General features: G+C 55.8%; 16 protein-coding genes and 1 tRNA gene. 4 read left to right on the top strand and 13 right to left on the bottom strand.

From position 1 onward, the window contains the following. The first annotated feature begins 160 nt into the window (after positions 1 to 160). Complete coding sequence (locus BGLCM_RS04805; protein WP_006294103.1) at positions 161 to 1,192, top strand: alpha/beta hydrolase; 1,032 nt, start codon at positions 161 to 163, stop codon at positions 1,190 to 1,192. A 124-nt stretch (positions 1,193 to 1,316) separates the two neighbouring features. Here the strand turns inward: BGLCM_RS04805 and BGLCM_RS04800 are convergent, their stop codons facing one another. Genes BGLCM_RS04800 through BGLCM_RS04790 form a run of 3 tightly spaced genes read right to left on the bottom strand, consistent with a single transcriptional unit; the run spans position 1,317 to position 4,193 of the window. After that, positions 1,317 to 2,753: an NAD(P)(+) transhydrogenase (Re/Si-specific) subunit beta gene (locus tag BGLCM_RS04800; protein WP_006294101.1), complete on the bottom strand. Its 1,437-nt coding sequence runs from the start codon at positions 2,751 to 2,753 to the stop codon at positions 1,317 to 1,319. Positions 2,754 to 2,756: 3 nt separating this feature from the next. Beyond that, the gene (locus BGLCM_RS04795; protein WP_006294099.1) at positions 2,757 to 3,065 is read right to left on the bottom strand and encodes an NAD(P) transhydrogenase subunit alpha part 2; all 309 of its coding nucleotides are present in this window, start codon (positions 3,063 to 3,065) and stop codon (positions 2,757 to 2,759) included. A 3-nt stretch (positions 3,066 to 3,068) separates the two neighbouring features. Next, positions 3,069 to 4,193, bottom strand: coding sequence for an NAD(P) transhydrogenase subunit alpha (locus BGLCM_RS04790; RefSeq protein ID WP_006294097.1), 1,125 nt, complete (start codon positions 4,191 to 4,193; stop codon positions 3,069 to 3,071). Positions 4,194 to 4,672: 479 nt separating this feature from the next. On the opposite strand from BGLCM_RS04790, the gene BGLCM_RS04785 reads away from it, so the two are divergent. Then, complete coding sequence (locus tag BGLCM_RS04785; RefSeq protein ID WP_006294093.1) at positions 4,673 to 6,736, top strand: AMP-dependent synthetase/ligase; 2,064 nt, start codon at positions 4,673 to 4,675, stop codon at positions 6,734 to 6,736. 172 nt (positions 6,737 to 6,908) lie between these two features. Here the strand turns inward: BGLCM_RS04785 and era are convergent, their stop codons facing one another. From era to BGLCM_RS04755, 6 genes are all read right to left on the bottom strand, one after another. After that, on the bottom strand, positions 6,909 to 7,922 hold the full coding sequence (gene era / locus BGLCM_RS04780) for a GTPase Era (protein WP_006294091.1): 1,014 nt from the start codon (positions 7,920 to 7,922) through the stop codon (positions 6,909 to 6,911). Continuing rightward, a complete protein-coding gene (locus tag BGLCM_RS04775; protein ID WP_006294089.1) occupies positions 7,915 to 9,438 on the bottom strand; it encodes a hemolysin family protein in 1,524 nt (507 codons plus the stop codon). Before BGLCM_RS04775 ends, era begins: the two co-directional genes overlap by 8 nt. Positions 9,439 to 9,549: 111 nt before the next feature. After that, the gene (gene ybeY / locus BGLCM_RS04770; RefSeq protein WP_006294087.1) at positions 9,550 to 10,095 is read right to left on the bottom strand and encodes an rRNA maturation RNase YbeY; all 546 of its coding nucleotides are present in this window, start codon (positions 10,093 to 10,095) and stop codon (positions 9,550 to 9,552) included. After that, positions 10,092 to 11,219 (bottom strand): PhoH family protein, encoded by a 1,128-nt coding sequence (locus tag BGLCM_RS04765; RefSeq protein WP_044084992.1) that lies wholly within the window; start codon positions 11,217 to 11,219, stop codon positions 10,092 to 10,094. Before BGLCM_RS04765 ends, ybeY begins: the two co-directional genes overlap by 4 nt. A 111-nt stretch (positions 11,220 to 11,330) precedes the next feature. Further along, positions 11,331 to 11,666 carry a histidine triad nucleotide-binding protein gene (locus BGLCM_RS04760; protein ID WP_044084990.1) on the bottom strand — a complete coding sequence of 112 codons (336 nt, stop codon included), beginning with the start codon at positions 11,664 to 11,666 and terminating at the stop codon, positions 11,331 to 11,333. Between the two features lie 193 nt (positions 11,667 to 11,859). Continuing rightward, positions 11,860 to 12,657: a 16S rRNA (uracil(1498)-N(3))-methyltransferase gene (locus BGLCM_RS04755; protein WP_044084988.1), complete on the bottom strand. Its 798-nt coding sequence runs from the start codon at positions 12,655 to 12,657 to the stop codon at positions 11,860 to 11,862. Positions 12,658 to 12,827: 170 nt separating this feature from the next. On the opposite strand from BGLCM_RS04755, the gene BGLCM_RS04750 reads away from it, so the two are divergent. Continuing rightward, positions 12,828 to 12,918: transfer RNA gene (locus tag BGLCM_RS04750), tRNA-Leu, on the top strand. Positions 12,919 to 13,087: 169 nt separating this feature from the next. On the opposite strand, the gene BGLCM_RS04745 is transcribed toward BGLCM_RS04750, so the two are convergent. Beyond that, positions 13,088 to 14,368 (bottom strand): O-acetylhomoserine aminocarboxypropyltransferase/cysteine synthase family protein, encoded by a 1,281-nt coding sequence (locus tag BGLCM_RS04745; protein ID WP_044084986.1) that lies wholly within the window; start codon positions 14,366 to 14,368, stop codon positions 13,088 to 13,090. Positions 14,369 to 15,089: 721 nt separating this feature from the next. Here BGLCM_RS04745 and BGLCM_RS04740 point away from each other — a divergent pair. Further along, on the top strand, positions 15,090 to 15,971 hold the full coding sequence (locus tag BGLCM_RS04740; RefSeq protein ID WP_006294080.1) for a TrmH family RNA methyltransferase: 882 nt from the start codon (positions 15,090 to 15,092) through the stop codon (positions 15,969 to 15,971). A 144-nt stretch (positions 15,972 to 16,115) separates the two neighbouring features. Here the strand turns inward: BGLCM_RS04740 and BGLCM_RS04735 are convergent, their stop codons facing one another. The 3 genes from BGLCM_RS04735 to BGLCM_RS04725 are packed head-to-tail and all read right to left on the bottom strand — an operon-like array spanning position 16,116 to position 18,575. Next, positions 16,116 to 16,670: a metal-sulfur cluster assembly factor gene (locus BGLCM_RS04735; RefSeq protein WP_044084984.1), complete on the bottom strand. Its 555-nt coding sequence runs from the start codon at positions 16,668 to 16,670 to the stop codon at positions 16,116 to 16,118. 48 nt (positions 16,671 to 16,718) lie between these two features. Beyond that, positions 16,719 to 17,279, bottom strand: coding sequence for a Fe-S cluster assembly sulfur transfer protein SufU (gene sufU, locus BGLCM_RS04730; protein WP_006294077.1), 561 nt, complete (start codon positions 17,277 to 17,279; stop codon positions 16,719 to 16,721). Between the two features lie 21 nt (positions 17,280 to 17,300). Beyond that, complete coding sequence (locus tag BGLCM_RS04725) at positions 17,301 to 18,575, bottom strand: SufS family cysteine desulfurase (RefSeq protein WP_006294076.1); 1,275 nt, start codon at positions 18,573 to 18,575, stop codon at positions 17,301 to 17,303. Between the last annotated feature and the right edge of the window lie 4 nt (positions 18,576 to 18,579).

The raw sequence follows: 18,579 nt of genomic DNA, 5'->3' as shown, positions 1-18,579 counted from the left end.
AACCGCATGGCTGAACAAACCAAGAACAACTGGTTGCGCTTGACAACCGTGACGGCAATATTGCTGGAAGAGAAGAGCGTTCACTGGCAGACGTGCCAGCAGCAAGAATGGAAACTAAGACAACCATTGACTGAGCTCTTGAGCAGAAAGCGGCATCATCATGACCACATCACACCCAGCCAAGCGCGTGACCGCCGGCACCATCGTGAAGAAAGCGGCGCTCGGTGTCGCTGCAGGCGCAGGCCTCTACGCCCTTGCCTCGGCGATCGCGTTCGAATTCACCATTGACACGAAATCCCCTATTTCCATATTCGCAATGAAGAAAAGCGGACGCTTCAAAGTGATGCAGACGCCCAGCGACTTCACTGCGGAAGCCGCTGCATGGTTCCACAACCAGAAGCATTCCGTGTATACCGACAGCACTGACGGCAAGCAACTGCACGCCTGGAAATTCGAGCCGTTCGATTCCACGCCACGGCCCCACCAATACGTGCTGTGCATCCACGGATATATGGGAACCCCGACTGAAATGCAACCATGGGCCTACCATTTCGCGATGCGAGGCTTCACAATCCTCGTGCCGTGGCTCAGCGGTGAAGGGTTGCAACACAACCGCTACACGGGCATGACCTACACCGAAAGCCTGGACACGCTCGACTGGATCAACTACATCATTGGGCAAGACCCGCAAGCGCAGATCCTGCTCGACGGCACCTCCATGGGAGGCTCCACAGTCATTCTGGCCGCGGGCGACCACCCGATGCCAAGCAATGTCAAGGCCATATTGTGCGACAGCGCATTCGACTCCCCCTATGAGGAAATGATCGGATCGACGCAGCGCAACACGCATCTGCCGCGACCAATCGCCAAAGCCTTGGTCAATGGCGTGGACGTGATCAACCGCATGGTGCAAGGATTCTCGTTCAAGGACATTTCGATTACGGACGCGGTAAGCCGCATCACGTTGCCGATCCAATTCCTGCAAGGCGCCGATGACAAAGTGGTGCCCAAGGATTCGATCATGCACCTCTACGACGCATGCCCGTCCACAGACAAACGCCAGCTCGTGATCCCTGGAGCCGCCCACGTGTATGAAGTGCTGACCGAACCTGAACTCTATTGGACCACCGTGGATTCGTTTGTGGACGACTATTTCCCGGCACCGCAGCAAACGGCCAAGAAGTCAAAGTGACAGCAGTGCTCAATTTACTGTAAACCCACGATAACGAAAGCGGGATGACGCCATTGAAGTGCCATCCCGCTTTGTATTGCCATCTTGACGAACGCATGCTCGTCACACGATCGCTATGAGGATACTAGTTCAGCAGTTCCTTGACAGCTGCGATGACAGCCTGCAGGCCGGCCTTCGCGTCGCCGAACAGCATCTGCGTGTTGTCTTCGAAGTACAGCTCGTTTTCGATGCCTGCATAGCCGCGACCACGACCACGCTTCATGACGACGACGTTCTGCGACTTGTCGACATCGAGAATCGGCATGCCAGACACTGGCGTACCGGGCTTGCGAGCGGCAGGGTTCGTCACGTCGTTGGCGCCGACCACCAGCGACACGTTGGCCGACGGGAACTGCGGATTGATATCGTCCAGATCCACGAGCTCCTCGTACGGCACGTTGGCTTCGGCGAGCAGCACGTTCATATGGCCAGGCATACGGCCGGCCACCGGATGAATCGCGTATTCGACTTCCACGCCGTGTTCCTTGAGCAAATCACCCAAATCAGCGAGTTCGCGCTGAGCCTGTGCCTGAGCCAGACCGAAGCCTGGCACGAAGATGACCTTGTCGGCATAGACGAGCTGCACAGCCACATCATCAGCGGACGTTTCCTTCATCGTGCCTTCCGGACCGTCAGCGGCACCGCCGGCAGCATCCGAACCGCCGAAGCCGCCAGCAAGCACCGACAGCAGCGGACGGTTCATGGCCTTGGACATGAGCACCGACAGCGTCACGCCAGCGGCACCCACGAGCGCGCCAGCCACAATCAGAGCCACGTTGTCAATGGCCAGGCCGGACATGGCCACAGCCGTACCAGTGCAAGCGTTGAGCACGGAAATCACCACAGGCATGTCGGCGCCGCCGATCGGGATGACGAACACGAGGCCATAGCACAACGCGAACACGGTGGTCAGGATGCTCCAGAGCAGCTTCTGCTCGGGGAACACGCACAGCAACACGAACGCGGCAATCGTCAACGCGGCAAAGAAGATATTCCAGAAACCCTTGCCCGGCAGATTGAGTTTCTTGACCCATTTGATGCCCTGCAACTTGCCGGCGGCGATCAACGAACCCGTGAACGTGATCGAACCGATTAGCACACCGAGGCCTGCCGTGATCAGCACGACAAGGCTGGGTTCCTCACCGGCCAGGATATCGTTCAAAGCCACGAGCGCAGCAGCGCCACCACCCACGGTGTTGAACACGGACACCAGCTGCGGCATGTCGGTCATCTTGACCTTCTTGGCCGAGACGACACCGGCGATGGCGCCGATGGCGATGCCGGCAATCAGCACGATGACGGCGGTGACACTGATGAAGCCTTGCACAAACAGCACGACGAATGCCATGACGCAAGCGACAATCATGCCGAATGCCGAAATGAAGTTACCTTTGCGGGCGGTCTTCGGGGAGTTCATGAAATGGAGGCCCATGACGAACATGACGGCCGAAAACAGGTACACGAACCATGCCACAATGTCGAGCACGGAAGGCCCTTGGTTCAGTTCTGCAATGACGAGCATGGTTTACTTATCGCCTTCCTTCTTCGACTTGGACTTGTCGGACTTGAACATCTCAAGCATGCGGTCGGTGACCACGTAACCGCCCACCACGTTCATTGTGCCGAGCACTGCGGCAAGGAAGATGAACACATACGACAGCCAGTTGTCGGCTGTGGCGGCCACGATGACGACACCAACGATAACGATGCCGTGAATCGAATTGGCACCGGACATCAACGGCGTGTGCAGTGTCGCGGGCACCTTGCCGATGACCTCGATACCGATGAGCAGTGCGAGTACGAACAATGTGATGGATACCACGAGAGTAGGCATGAATTACTCCTTCGTTCCTGCGACGACCATGGCCTGATCGATCTCGTCGGATGGGTCAATTGTCAAAACGCCATCCTTGATGAAATGCGTAAGAATATCAGCCACGTTACGGCTCAACAGATTCGATGCCGTCGTGCTGACTTCGCTTGCCAAATAGGGGGCGCCAATCACCGTCACGCCACCTTCAGTGACCTGCGTGCCAGGAGCGGAACCTTCCACGTTGCCACCGAGCTCGCTGGCCGCGCAGTCAATAATGACCGCACCTCGATGCAGGCCGTCCACACCCTGCTTGGTCAGCAGGACTGGAGGCTTGCGGCCTGGCACCTTGGCCGTGGTGATGATGATGTCAAAACCAGCGGCCTTCTCGTCGACAGCGGCCTGCTGGGCTGCTTGCTCTTCAGGCGTCAGCGCGCGAGCATAACCGCCCTCGCCTTGGCCCTTCGAGAAATCAAGACCCAAGTCAAGGAACTTGGCGCCGAGCGATTCGACCTCATCCTTGGAAGCAGGACGCACGTCATATGCCGTGACGACAGCGCCCAGACGCTTTGCCGTACCAATGGCCTGCAAACCGGCAATACCGGCACCGAGAATCAGCATCTTCGCCGGGCGGATGGTGCCAGCGGCCGTCGTCATCATCGGCAGGAACGAACCATAGGCATTGGCTGCCTCGAGCACAGCCTTGTAACCCATGACCGAATTCTGCGAGGTCATCTCATCCATGGACTGGGCGGCGCTCAGCTGGCGCGGCAAACGCTCAATAGCCACAGCGGTCAATCCCTGCTGCTTGAGCTCATCGACATATGCTTCATCGGTGAACGATCCCAACATGCCGATAACCCAGGTGCCGGCCTTGAGCTTCTTGACCAGCTCGGCCGAGGGTCGGTCCACAAAACCGATGGCATTGGCTTGCTCAATAATCTGCTGTGCGGTGGTGACCTTCGCACCTGCCGCCTCATAATCGGCATCCGTATAGAATGCTTTGTTTCCTGCGCCCGATTCGATAAGACACGTAACACCCGCTTTACGCAGGCGAGTAACAATATCCGGCGTCAGGGCGACACGGCTCTCGTGATCCGACGTCTCGTCGAACACGCCAAAGAGCACGCTGCCTTCTGGTTGTTCAGCCATTTGAACCCTTTCTTCGCATCCCCCACTATGGGATGTGTGGTTATTCAGCGCACTACTGTAACCAAATACACCTATTTGGGCGAAATGTGTCCATCTTTCGGCATTGCAATGGGTTACCAGACGTTTCGGGGGTGACATTCGGCACGCGTTGGCCCAGATTCACCCAGTGGACCCCGCGCCTGTGGCAGCGGCGAGTAGGCACAGCTGCCGGTCGCAACAACAACGTCATCAACGGCACTGTGAACGGCACTGGATGCATCCTGCATCACCGCTGTTCGGGCACAGCGTAGATAGCTCCGTGTTTTTCGCTGAATCACTGGAAAATGGCGAGATTCCAGCAGTAATTACGGTACCGTAGCAATGTGTTGTGCTATTTCACGGCTAGACTCGTGCTGTAGATAAGCATCGGCGGATTTTATTTGCCCATTGTTCCGTCACCCCACGCGGGTCATCCCGCCGAATCAAGGAGCGCAACCATCATGTCGTTACTGCAGTCGCTGCATCATACCGCGTCCAAAACGGCGCAAAAAGTATTGAACCTCAAATCGGATTTCTCCCATCCTGTCAGCGATGACGCTTCTTCCGACACACCTGATTATGTGGATCCCTCACTGATGCCACAGCATCATGATTATGAGCATTTGCCACATGTGGACTATTGGGGTCCCGACCGGCCTACGACCACCTTCATCGATGCCGATTCCAGTTTCATCACGGCATCCACCGAAGGTAATCCTCCACTGCCCGAGGATTTCACGATTTATAACCTGTACGCCAATCGAGCCGAACGTATGGGTGATGAACCGCTGTACACATACAAGTCCGGCAATACATGGTTGACCAAGACCGGCAATGAGACGCTTGAAGACATTCGCGCAGTCGCCAAGGGTCTGCTGCATTACGGTCTCAAGCGTGGCGATAGCGTGGCATTCATGTGCCGCACCTGCTATGAGTGGGATGTGTTCGACGCCGCAGTGCTATCTATCGGCGGCGTGCTCGCCACCATCTATGACACGGACTCAGCTGAGCAGATTCGTGATATCTGCCAGAACTCCGATGCCCGATTGCTCGTGGTGCAAACGGACGAGATGAAAGCCAAGACACCGAAGGCTGTCGAAGAATGCCCGAAGCTTGAACGCGTCATGAATTTTGAGAATGGCGCTTTGGACGAACTCAAAGCTTACGGTGCCGGTGTTTCCGATGCCGATCTTGATAAGCGTATCGCCTCGGTCAAGCGCAACGACCTGTGCTCAATCGTGTACACGTCGGGTTCCACGGCAGCACCGAAGGGCGTGGAAATCACGCATGAGCAGTTCTGCGCCACGGCCGTCAATTTGCCCCCATATATGCCGGATTTGTTGTTCAACAAGAAGCATCGCGTTTTGCTGTTCCTGCCGCAGGCCCATGTGTTTGCGCGTGCGATCAACTATATTTGCGTCGCTTCCGACATTCATTTGTACATTGCCCAAGGCATCAAGACGATGACTGCCGACTTGAAAGTGGCACGCCCACACATCATGATTGTGGTACCGCGTGTGCTCGAAAAGGTGTACAACGCCGCATCCCAGAAAGCCGGAACCGGCCCCAAGGGCATGGTATTCGCCGCGTCAGTGGTGGCAGCACAGAAGTACATGCATGAAATTGGTGAACGAGGCCACGCCAGCAAGTTTGTGACGGCTCGCCGTAACGCGTTTGATCCCGTGATTTATAAGCAAATCCGTGAAGTGCTCGGTGGACATGCCCAATGGTTCGTCACGGGTGGCGCTCCGCTGGATCCTGAACTCATGGCGTTCTTCCGCGGTGCGGGTGTTCCGGTCTATGAAGGATACGGCTGCACGGAAACCACAGCACCCTGCGCGTTCAACCCGCTTTCCGTGCCCTACCATGAGGGTTCTGTTGGCATCCCGTTCCCCGGATTCCAAGTGCGCATCGGCGATGGCAACGAAATCCAAGTCAAGGGTGATTCGGTATTCAAGCGGTATCACAAGAACGAAGAAGCCACCGAATCCTCATTCACTGAAGATGACTGGTATTGCACGGGTGACTTGGGACGTTTGGATGATGATGGCTTCCTCTACATCATCGGCCGCAAGAAGGATCTGATCATCACTGCAGGCGGCAAGAACGTCTCCCCCGGCCCCATGGAGGAAGTCATTACACGTTGCCCGATCGTCTCCCAAGCCTTAGTGCTGGGCGACAAGCGTCCATTCATCTCGGCATTGATCACGCTGGATCCCGACATGTTGGCGCAATGGCTGCAATCCAAGGGACTCAACCCCGATATGACGATGGAAGAGGCATGCAACAATGCCGCCGTACGCGCCGAGGTGCAAACCTGGGTCGACAAGGCGAATGAAGGCGTATCCCGTGCTGAGTCAGTGCGCAAGTTCATTATTGTGCCTGAAGAGTTCTCCCAAGAAAACGGGTTGATGACGGCATCCATGAAGATTATCCGTCCGAAGGTGCTGCAGCGCTACACCAACCTGTTGAACACACAGATGTATACCAAGCGCAATCCCGCAGCGAATGTTGACGGCCGCTGACCTGTCGGCTTCCAGCACATCACCATTCAGCCCATACCAATGAGGAGGGGTGTCCAGTGCAACAACTGCACTGGACACCCCTCCCGTATTTCTTGTATTACACACGGTTAGTTATTGACATTACCGTCTTGCACAAGCCGATATTGCCCGGCTAGTGCGACTTCCAACCGGATCAGAACCCGAGCTTCTCAAGCTTCTTCGGATCGGACTGCCAGCCCTTGGCCACTTTCACATGCATGTCAAGCTGCGCTTTGCAACCAACAATGCGGTTCACAGCAGTGCGCAGTTTCTTCTTGACGCGCACCAGATGCTCGGCTTTGTGCCCGATGATGATGGGTTTCTGCGAGTCACGCTCCACATAAATCGACACCATGACGGTGGCCTTGCCGTTATAGCGCTCGCCAGTTTCCTCGTCAATCGGATATTCAATGGAATCGACGACCACTGCCAAAGAGTGGGGCAATTCATCATTGAGTTCCTCAAGGAATGCGCCACGAATCAGTTCGGCGATTGTCTCTTCAGGGCGTTCCTCAGTGATTTGTTCGGCAGGATACATCTGCGGACCTTCAGGCAGATGCTCAATCAGCACATTGCGCACTTCTTCGATGTTGTCGTCCTTGAGCGCGCTGACGGGCACAATATCAGTGAAATCAGCAAATTCGTTGATTTCGATGAGCTTGTTGATCAGGGTTCCCCGATCAAGTTCATCAATCTTGGTCAGCACACCAATCAGCGGCACTTTCCAGCTGAATGAACCATCATCACGTTTATGGGCGAACTCGGCACGCAAACGACTTAAAATGCGCTTGTCGCCGGGGCCGATTTCCTGGTCGGCCGGCAGCAGGAACGCAATGGCATCGCAATCCGCCAATGATTCATCCACAATGTCGTTAAGACGCTGACCGAGCAACGTGCGCGGGCGATGAATACCTGGCGTGTCCACGAGCACCATTTGCGCGTCATTCGTCGTCAAAATGCCTCGAATGGCTTTGCGCGTGGTTTCCGGACGCGAAGATGCGATGGCGATTTGCGTGCCCAATAACGCATTGATCAGAGTGGACTTGCCGACGTTCGGCCTGCCCACAACGGCCACGAACCCTGAACGCGTCACGTTCAGGTCTGGATGCGACGTGGTATCCGCGGTAGCCGTAGTATCGGTAGTCTCGGTGGCTGCTGTCTCACTCATGCTTGTCTCTTTCTGTATGGTTGGTGTGGTCAGTGTGGTCAGTATGCCCAGCCTCAGCATCAGCATTGTGCTGCGAGGTCTTGGAGCCTTCTGCCGAATGAGCATGATGCTCATCATGTCGGTCAGATTCATGGACCGAGGATTCCTGATCCTTGCCGGGTTCTCGCTGCTCTCCAGTTTCTGTGTCAGTATCGACTGCTGCGGGTTGGGCCACAATCATCGACACTTTTTTGCGCCGTCCCGCCGAATCCACTGCAGTCAATTGGATGCCATGAGTTTGCACGCTTGATCCCACAATTGGCACGCGTCCCAACAACTTGGTCAGCAGGCCATAGACCGTGTCCACGTCGTCTTCGTCGAGATCGACTTCAAACAGCTCCTCGAGCTCGGCAATCGGAGTACGGGCCGGCAACAGCCATGCCCCGTCATCACGCTGATGCGGTTCCGCATGTTGCGTGCGATCATGTTCGTCTTCAAGCTCCCCCACGATTTGCTCAAGCGCATCCTCAATCGTTACCATGCCGGCAATGCCGCCATACTCGTCAACAACAACAGCCACATGATGGCGCGTCTGCTGCATCTCATGGAACAGGTCGTCCACAGGTTTCGATTCAGGAACAAGCATCGGTTTGCGCACAATGCTAGCAATCGAACGATCTTTGGCTGAACCGTTGAATGCCGTTGCACGCACGGCATCTTTCAGATAGGCGATGCCAATAAGGTCATCCACATCGTCACCAATCACCGGAATACGCGAGAACCCCGAACGTGAGCACAGCTTCAGAAACGAGCCGAGTTTGGCATCTTCATTGATCGTGATCATATCAGTGCGAGGCACCATGATTTCACGGGTCAACGTGTCGGCCAAAGTCAGCACATTGCGCAGCATTTCAGAAATCTCATCATCAAAATTGTTGGATTCCGCAATACGATCAATGGCGGCTCGACCTTGATCAAGCTGCAGTTTTTCCAATTCCTCATCATCGGAAAGTTCAGCATGAGGATGCTCATTTTTCTTTGCGGCCCTAGAGGCAAACGGCGCCAGCCTGCAGGCCACACTCATCAGCGTGGCATGCTTCATCAGCAGCAGCAACGGCTGCTGGTTGCCCAGGTTGCGCGGTTGCGTCAACATGACTATGAGCGCCACAACAATGCTGAACAGGAAGCCCGCCAACAGCACAACCCACAGTTGGAACCCCCACACCATCATGATGGCACCCACACAAGTACCCGTAAACACGTTGGCAAGCACACGGCAATAACTGCAGGCACTCCCCGTTCCCGAACGGTCCGCCACGAGTCGTTGAATCCGGTACACACGATGGATGCGTTTGCCGCGCATGAACTCGCTGAGTTCACCGTCAGTGCGCAGGTCAATGACCATGTTGTTCATGCTGGCCCGAGTCACCCAGCGCACGGCGTTTTCCAGCGATGCCAACGTCATGGACAGACTGACCAACAGCACTACTGCAATACCCAACAGCACACTGACAACTATGGTTACCGCCTCAGTCATGAGGCTCCTTCTTCCTTGTTTGCATGGTTTGCATGCGGATGGTTTCCATGAACACGGCGCCCCGCGTCAACCCGTAAAAACAAGCTTGAGCATTGCGCAATCATCACGCACTCAATGGCCAAACTGGCGCAATCCGCCGTGTTCCGCATCCCATATTTGCAAAGCGTCAGGCACCCCTTGCGGCGCTTCGAGCGACCAGTGCGTGCCTTGGCGCACGGCAAAGAATGTCAACAGCAGTTGGCGTTGCAAGCCGAACATTTGGCGTTCCTGGTCTTTGGTGCGGTGGTCATAGCCCAGCAGATGCAATACGCCATGGATCGTCAGCAGCAGCATCTCTTCCATTGCGCTGTGCCCTGCGGCGGCAGCCTGTTGGGCTGCCACCCACGGGCAGATCACAATGTCGCCAAGAATGCCTTCCGACAGTGCGTTGGTGCTTCCCGGACGCAGTTCATCCATCGGGAAACTCATCACATCGGTAGGTCCCAACAGTCCCATCCAGCGTTCATGCAGTTGCGCAATCGGGTCGGGATCGACAAACAGGATGGCCAAATCCGACTGCGTGCTCACTTGCATCTGTTCCATCACCCATAACGCCAGATCGGAAAACACTTTTCCATCAATCTGCCATTGGGTTTCATTGGTCACGTCCACGCTCATTGCGTTTGCTCCTCGCTATGCTGCCGCTTGCCATGTGCGGCTCGGGTTGGCGCATGGCCGCCGGCCGCGGCATCGGCCTGTTCATATGCCGCCACAATCCGGCCCACCAAGGCATGCCGGACTACATCATGCTCACCCAAGTGCACAAATGCAATGCCGGCAATGCCACCCAAGATACGTTCAATCGACTGCAACCCGCTGCGCGTGCGCGGCGTCTCCAGATCAACCTGGGTCACATCCCCTGTGACCACCATTTTGGTATTGAATCCCAGGCGCGTCAGGAACATTTTCATCTGCTGTTCCGTTGTGTTCTGCGCTTCGTCAAGAATCACGAACGCGTCATTGAGTGTGCGTCCGCGCATGTACGCCAAGGGTGCCACTTCAATCGAGCCGTCATCCATGCAGCGCTTGAGTTGGTCGGGGCCCAGCATGTCGGATAGCGCGTCATAGAGAGGTCGCAGATAGGGATCGACTTTCTCGTTCAATGTGCCGGGCAGAAATCCTAATCGTTCTCCTGCTTCCACTGCCGGACGTGTCAGAATGATGCGCCGGATACGGCCGTCCTGAAAATCACGCACGGCTTTGGCCACGGCCAGATACGTTTTTCCCGTGCCTGCCGGACCGATTGCGAACGTGATTGTCGCGTCATTGATTGCGTTGACGAGGGCTGTTTGTCCTGCTGTTTTGGGGCGCACCGGAACGCCTGCTGCAAACGTGATCGTTCCCGGAACCTGCGGCTTGCGCCGTTCGGCCCGCTGCTCACGTGGCGAGCGGATCGAACGTTCAGCGGCGCGCAATTTCTCGACCGTTTCACCGTGTCCGGGAACCAGCTGGCGAACGGGATTGGACAGCACTTGCTGATCGAGCATGCGGCGGACGGTAGCGGCGTCCATAGGCGACCCATAGGCGGCGTCCATCACTTGCTCAAGAATGTCTTGGGCTTGGCTGGCTTGGGACTCGCCTTCCCGGGTTGTTGATTGAATCGTCACGGTATTGCCGCGAACGTGCATGGTAATGTCACCGAAGCGTTCATCAATTTCGCGCAGCACTTCGTCTGCGGGTCCGAAAACGTTGACCGCGTCAAGTCGGTCGGGAATCGTCACGGTTCGTGTGGTGGTCGCCAAGGCTGTTTTGTCATCCCCTTGTTAGTTGGTTGCGTGTAAAGTTTGCGCACAATGATTCAGGAATGTGGGCAGATTCACGATATTGATTTCTGCCCACCTCTCGTCGCGGCTTTATTCATCAAGTTTTTCACCGGTCAAAATATGGCCATGCACATGGAACACGGTTTGCCCCGCATCTTCGCCCGTATTGAATACCAGACGGTATGCGCCATGGAACTCCTCATCGGCGAGCTGCTGCGCCACTTGCACCATATGGGCCAGCTGCTTGGGATCAGCTTTGGCCAGCTGCGCCACATTCTCATAATGGTTGCGCGGCACAATGATGATATGTACTTTCGCCTGAGGATTGATATCTTTGAAGGCGTAGGTGGTCTGGTCTTCGTAGACTTTCTCACTGGGGATTTCACAGTCGATAATCTTGCAGAAAATGCAATTCTCGTCCTTCATGGTTCCCTTTCTAATCATGTTGCCATCATGGTGCTCACGGGCGTGGGTGCCACACTCATGCGTACTGAGCACCATCGTATTGATATTGCCGGATTTTCGCCACATCAATATAGGCCAATGTTGTGGCGCGTGCACTATGCCGACGCATGGGCGCCTATAGGATTCAACGATAGCGGCGCAGACTTAACTCCAGTTACAGGATGCGTCCCGTTGTGCGGCTCAGCAATGCCAAGGCCACCGGTCCCGCACTAGCCGCCCGCAAGATGGTACTGCCCAGTACGCAACACAATGCTCCGGCTTTGGCGAACTGCGCCACTTCCTGTTCGCTGATGCCGCCTTCGGGACCGACCACGACATACACGGTTCGTGCACGTTCGTCTTCAAACGTGCGGTTCATCATCGCTTGCACAGCTTCTTCGACATGCGACCAATGCGTGGTTTCATCCTGATGCAACACAACCACCACATCCCCATGCACACAGGCACGGCGACAAATGGCTTCGACACCTGAAGAACGCACACATTCGCCAAGCTTGGGAATCCATGCGCGGCGTGATTGCTCGGTGGCAGCCACGAGCGTTTGCTGCCATTTGCGGTCGGTACGCCCCTGCTTAAACCGTGCGATCGAGCGGTCAGCCTGCCACGGAATGATCTCATCGGCACCAATCTGCGTAGCCATGTCAATGGCCTGTTCATCATGACCCGTTTTGGCCAATGCCTGGATCAGCGCCAACCGGATGCGCGGTTCCGGTTCCGTCTCAAAACTACGCACCTGCACCGAGCCGCTCTGGTCATCAAGCACACTGGCATTGATACGCAGCCCTTTGCCGTTGGACAATTGCAGGGCGTCCCCGTTCTTCAGACGCATGGCGCCCATGGCATGGCGGCGTACCGCATCCGGAAGTTCAATCACCCATCCTTCGTGCAAGGTGTCACCATTGAGCGGTGAATCATCATGGCTGGGGTCAATCAGAAACATTGGACTCGTCATGCGCTCCAATCTACCGTTGCCACTAACCCACGGCGTGGTGCATGACCGTGATGTCGATGCGCGCCAGATGACAGTGTTTGGTATGCCTACTCAATGCGACACGCCGAGACTTGCGTAAACCAGTGGAGCGGCTTATAGTTTCATTTCGTTGCCGCGAGCAACCAACACCTGTCCGGGTGGCGGAATGGTAGACGCGCTAGCTTGAGGTGCTAGTGCCTATTTTAAACGGGCGTGCGGGTTCAAGTCCCGCTCCGGACACCACGAAATCCTTGGATTCTTACGAATCCAAGGATTTTTTGCATATATGCTCCCCTTATCTGATGGAAGCAGAGCAGTCGCTATGGGGGCTATAAACGGTGTATGTCTCCAAGTCGCAATACTGGAGACACACACTGCTCATGGCTATGGCATTGTCACCAAGACCTCCGGGTTAGAGTGCGGCGAATCCGCAATCGAGGTCGGCGAGGATGTCATCAATATGTTCAGTGCCGATGGACAGGCGAATCGTATTGGGCTTGATGCCGGCTTGAGCCAGTTCTTGTTCGGGCAGCTGCGCATGGGTCGTGGTGGCTGGATGAATGACCAGTGATTTGACATCGGCCACATTGGCAAGCAACGAGAACAGTTCCAAATTGTCGATGAACCGCCACGCTTCCTCTTGCCCACCCTTGATCTCAAACGTGAAAATGGAGCCTGCACCGTTCGGGAAATACTGCTGGTACAACTCATGGTCAGGATGGTCAGGCAACGACGGATGATGCACGGTCTCGACGAGTGGATGGTTTGCCAGATACTCAATAACACGCTGCGTGTTATAGGCATGCCGTTCCACACGCAATGAGAGCGTTTCCAATCCCAGCAGCAACAGGAATACGTTAAACGGCGAAATCGTGGCACCTGTATCGCGCAGTAGGATGGCTCGCACATATGTCGCGAATGCGGCCGGTCCTGCAGCCTCGGTAAACCGGACTCCATGATAGCTGGCATTGGGTTCGGAAAGCCATGGGAATCGGCCGGACGCAGCCCAATCGAACGTGCCGCCATCCACAATCAGGCCGCCCAGCGCAGCGCCATGGCCGCCAATGAACTTGGTACCCGAATGCACCACAATGTCGGCACCATGCTCAATCGGACGAATCAGATATGGCGTACCGAACGTGTTGTCCACTACGAGCGGCAGCCCGTGATTGTGGGCGATCTGCGCTAATGCATCAATATCAGGGATATCACTGTTGGGATTGCCCAACGTTTCGATGTACAACGCCTTTGTTTCCGGGCGGATTGCCGCTTTGACCGCATCAAGGTCATGCACGTCCACGAGTGTCGAGTCAATACCGAAGTCCGGTAGCGTATGCGTCAGCAGATTCGCTGAACCGCCATAAATCGTGCGTTGTGCCACAATGTGGTCCCCTTGGTGGGCCAAAGCTTGGACCACATAGGTGATGGCGGCTGCGCCCGATGCCACAGCCAGTGCGGCCACTCCCCCTTCAAGTGCAGCCACTCGCTGCTCGAGCACTTCCTGTGTGGGATTGGTCAAACGTCCGTAAATGTTGCCCGCGTCGCTCAACCCAAAGCGTGCTGCGGCATGGGCGCTGTCATTGAACACGAATGATGTGGTGGCATAAATCGGCACGGCGCGTGCGTCTGTGGCCGGATCAGGCGTTTCCTGGCCGGCGTGGATTTGGAGGGTTTCGAAATGCTGGTTCGTCATGATGGTTCCTTCATACAGGATTCGCATGGTGCGCAAGGCAGGGAATGGAAATGGTGATTGGGTTGCCTGGCGATCCATGTGATGTCAAATGGTCTGATAATGGGGCTTGGTCAAGCGGCAACCGTCATGTGGCTCAATACGTTGTGGGTCACATTGACATATGACGGGATGTGAAGAACAGCTTGGACAATATCAGCACTGCGGCAACTAGCAATACGATGTCAACGTATGCGCTTGCTATGCGGCAAAGCTCCCGGATTGCGGATGGACCGGCGAATGTCACAATCGCATAATGATTACCGAACAGCGATTGCAAGGTCCCCGGCCATCTCGTTGGTCCGGGAGTTACGCATTCGACGAATTGCGGCAACGGCCATCATGTCATCGTGCCGCACATTGAGGAAACCCTGCGCAGTGCAAGGTGATGCCATAACCTGCATGGGTCTCCTTTCCATAGAACAACGTCAATCGGTGTTGTCAGCGAATCTGGCGTATCGAAGACGTGTGAAGTTTTCCGTTAACCTAGCAGCGCCACGTTGACATGATGGACGACACGTTCACAATATGGACATTCCGTAGTGTTCACGGCCATCATGTGTGCCGCACAGGCCGCACAGTTGTTGGTATTCTGGCGTACGCTACGACTGGAGCGCTTCCGATCAGCGAACTTCCCTATCCCTGTCATCCGAATGTGCGCATCTGTAGAAAGGCCGGCTTTGCCATGCAGTTCATACCGATTGATTCCGTTGATGATGAACGTATCAACGCTTATGTGAACCTGACTGAATTGCAGTTGCGCAACAAACTTGAGCCAAGCAAAGGTCTGTTTATCGCCGAATCGCCAAAAGTCATCGACCGCGCGTTGGCCGCAGGCCGCGAACCATTGTCCTTGCTGGTGGAAGAACAGTGGATTGATGGTATGGGCGATGAGTTCGCCTTCATTGACGAGCATTGGGGGCCTGACATTCCCGTATACATTGGCAGTGAGGCCACGCTGCACAAGCTGACCGGCTACCGGTTGCATCGTGGCGCGTTAGCGGCTATGCGTCGCTGGCCATTGCCTAGTGTCGAGGACGTATGCCGCAATGCAACCCGTGTGGCTGTGTTGGAAAATGTGGTGGATCATACGAATGTGGGCGCCATCATGCGGTCAGCGGCCGCGTTGGACGTGGATGCCGTGCTTGTTACTCCATCGTGTGCCGACCCGCTGTATCGTCGTGCAGCACGCGTATCGATGGGCACGGTATTCCAAGTACCATGGACGCGTATCGGCGGTGAGGGTGATGTGCGCACCGCCGACAAACATGCATGGCCTGAGGCGGGACTTGAGCAATTGCATGGCTTGGGCTTCACTACTGTGGCCATGGCGTTGACTGATGATTCCATTTCGATGCAAGAGCTGGAACGTCGCTTGCGCAGCGACCCGCTGGAACGTGACCATATCGATAAACTCGCGTTGATTTTCGGCACTGAAGGCGACGGTTTAAGCCATACCACAATCGCCCATGCTGATTTGACCGTCAAAATACCAATGAGCCATGGTGTTGACTCGCTCAATGTTGCCGCATCCAGCGCCGTGGCGTTTTATGCCACACGAAAGTGAGCCGCACGGTACACGTCATGCCATCAATCTCTCACCCAAGCAAGCACAATAAAGAAGCTGCGCCTCACATCAGCTCCATTGAGGAGCGATGTGAGGCGCAATCATATGAATCGTGAATATCCGCCTATTGGTATGCCGGCACCATCAGTATCGCGGCAACGCGTCGAGATTAAACCCGATGGCCGCCAGCTGTTCACGTCCCTCAGGCGTGATGTTGTTGACAGTCCAGCGCGGCGTCCACGTCCAGTCAATGCGGAACTCTTCCACGAGTCCAGCCAATGTTGTGGCGCATTCATCTTCAATCAAATCAGTCAACGGGCATGCGGGTGTCGTCAATGTCATCGTCAGGATCGCACGTCCCAACTCGTCAATTTCAATGCCGTAGACAAGTCCCAAGTCAACCACATCGATGCCGAGTTCGGGATCGATGACCTGGTGCAACGCTTCTTTGACATCTTCTGCTGTGGCACGGCCAATATCATCGATGGCTTTCATCGCAATGCCATTGTTGCAGCATCCATCCTCGCCATGCCCACCGCATGCGCATTCATGCTGTTCCTGCTGCAAGGTTCCTCCTTTGAGGTTTTTTGCCAATGAAGGATTGGCCATCACAGCCTCAGCCTCATCAACATTCGGTATGGCTCGGTTGACCGCTTCAAAAATAGTTGACTGCGGTCCGGGCACCATGGAATCCGACATCGTTCGTTTCTCCTGTCATGTAATGGTACGTGACTGCGTCGTTCTTGGCTAGGCCTCATCTTGCGCCGGTGAGCCCGAAGCTGTCAACGCCCTGGCCATCGAATCCTTGAGACCTTCCCATCCCAGCAATGCGCATTTGATGCGCATCGGATATTTCGATACACCTTGGAAGACCACTGCGTCACCCAACGCTTCTTCCTTGGACTCGTCATCCAATCCCCTGCCGCGCGATTGCATCAGCTCATGGAAATCCGCAAACAGTTCCATCGCATGGTCGACTGGTTGGCCTTCCACCAGATCAACCATGACTGACAAGCTGGCTTGGCTAATTGAACATCCATGGCCGTCCCAAATCAGACGCTCAATGATATGCGGTTCTTGCGCGCTGATTTCCACATATACGGTCGCTTCATCACCGCACGTCGGGTTGAACTGGTGGGACTGCCCGGTAGTGCAAGCTTCATGCAGCGCGGTCACGCTGGCTTGCCCCGCTGTGGCATGTTCGTCGGCCAGATCAGCAGCGAACGTTTGCTTGCCGTGCGGATGTTTGGAGGCTTCAAGAATGACCTCCTGATACATTTGTTCCAGTCCGCTATCTATTTCGGCCATATTTATTTCCCTTTTCTCCCACTATGCGTGAAAAAACGGTCGTACCTGTGCCACGGCTTGCACGAAAGCCCGAGCCTCATCGACCGTATTGTAAATGCCGCTTGACGCACGGTTTGATGCATAAACGCCGAAATGGCGATGCACGGGTTGCGCACAATGATGGCCCACACGGATCGCAATGCCTTGGGCGTCAATGAATTGGCCTACATCATGCGGATGCACACCCTCAATTTCGAACGCCACCGTGCCAATGCGATCACGGTCGTTGGCCGGTCCAAGAATGCGTACACCGTCAATGTCGCCTATCTTGAGCAATTCTTTGGCAATCGCGCGTTCATGCTGTTCGAACCGGTCCATGCCGATGCCTTGCATCCATTCAGCGGCCACACCGGCAGCCACGACTTGGGCGACGGGTTGGGTGCCCGCTTCAAAGCGTGCCGGCGGCATCATGTATTGGGCCGGCTGATCCATCCAAGCCAATTCGACCATCGAACCGCCAAAATTCGCCGGCGGCAACGCTTCCAGCAACTCACGTTTGCCATAGAGGAATCCCACGCCCGTCGGACCATACATCTTGTGTGCGCTGAACGCGGCGAAGTCCACATCCAACGCATGAAAATCCACAGCCAAATGCGGCACCGACTGGCAGGCATCCAGCACCATAATGGCACCGACCTCATGCGCGCGGCGTACGATGGGCGCCAAATCCGTGATTGCGCCAGTCACATTGGCCACATGCGTGACAGCGACGATTTTGGTGCGCTCACTAATGACCTCGTCGGCCATGTCGGATCGGATGCGACCATCCTCGTCCAAGTCGAACCAGAGCAACGTGGCGCCCGTACGGGCCGCCAATTCCTGGAACGGCAACAACACCGAATGATGTTCAGCTTTGGAGACGACAATCTCGTCACCCGGCTGCAACGCGAAACGCTGCGCAGCCTGTCCACCACGGCCCAATGACGCGTTGCCGAACGCGGTAGCCAACAAGTTGAGACCTGCCGTGGCGCCCGACGTCACCACAAGCTCCTCCTCGCCTTCCTGGGCATTGGCGCCTACCAGGCGTGCGACTTTGGCGCGGGCGTCCTCAAACGCCATCGTGGAGCGGGCGGCGAGTTCATGGGCGCCGCGATGCACACCGGCGTTGATTGTCGCATAGAACTGCGATTCAGCATCAATGACACTCTGCGGTTTTTGCGCTGTGGCCGCTGAATCCAGATATACAAGCGGTTTGCCATGCACAGTGGTGCCAAGGATCGGGAACTGCTCGCGAATCTGCTGCAACGTGGGTGCCAATGCT

The organism is Bifidobacterium gallicum DSM 20093 = LMG 11596 (assembly GCF_000741205.1).
Lineage (GTDB): Bacteria > Actinomycetota > Actinomycetes > Actinomycetales > Bifidobacteriaceae > Bifidobacterium > Bifidobacterium gallicum.
This window is presented reverse-complemented; position numbering and strand designations above follow the sequence as displayed.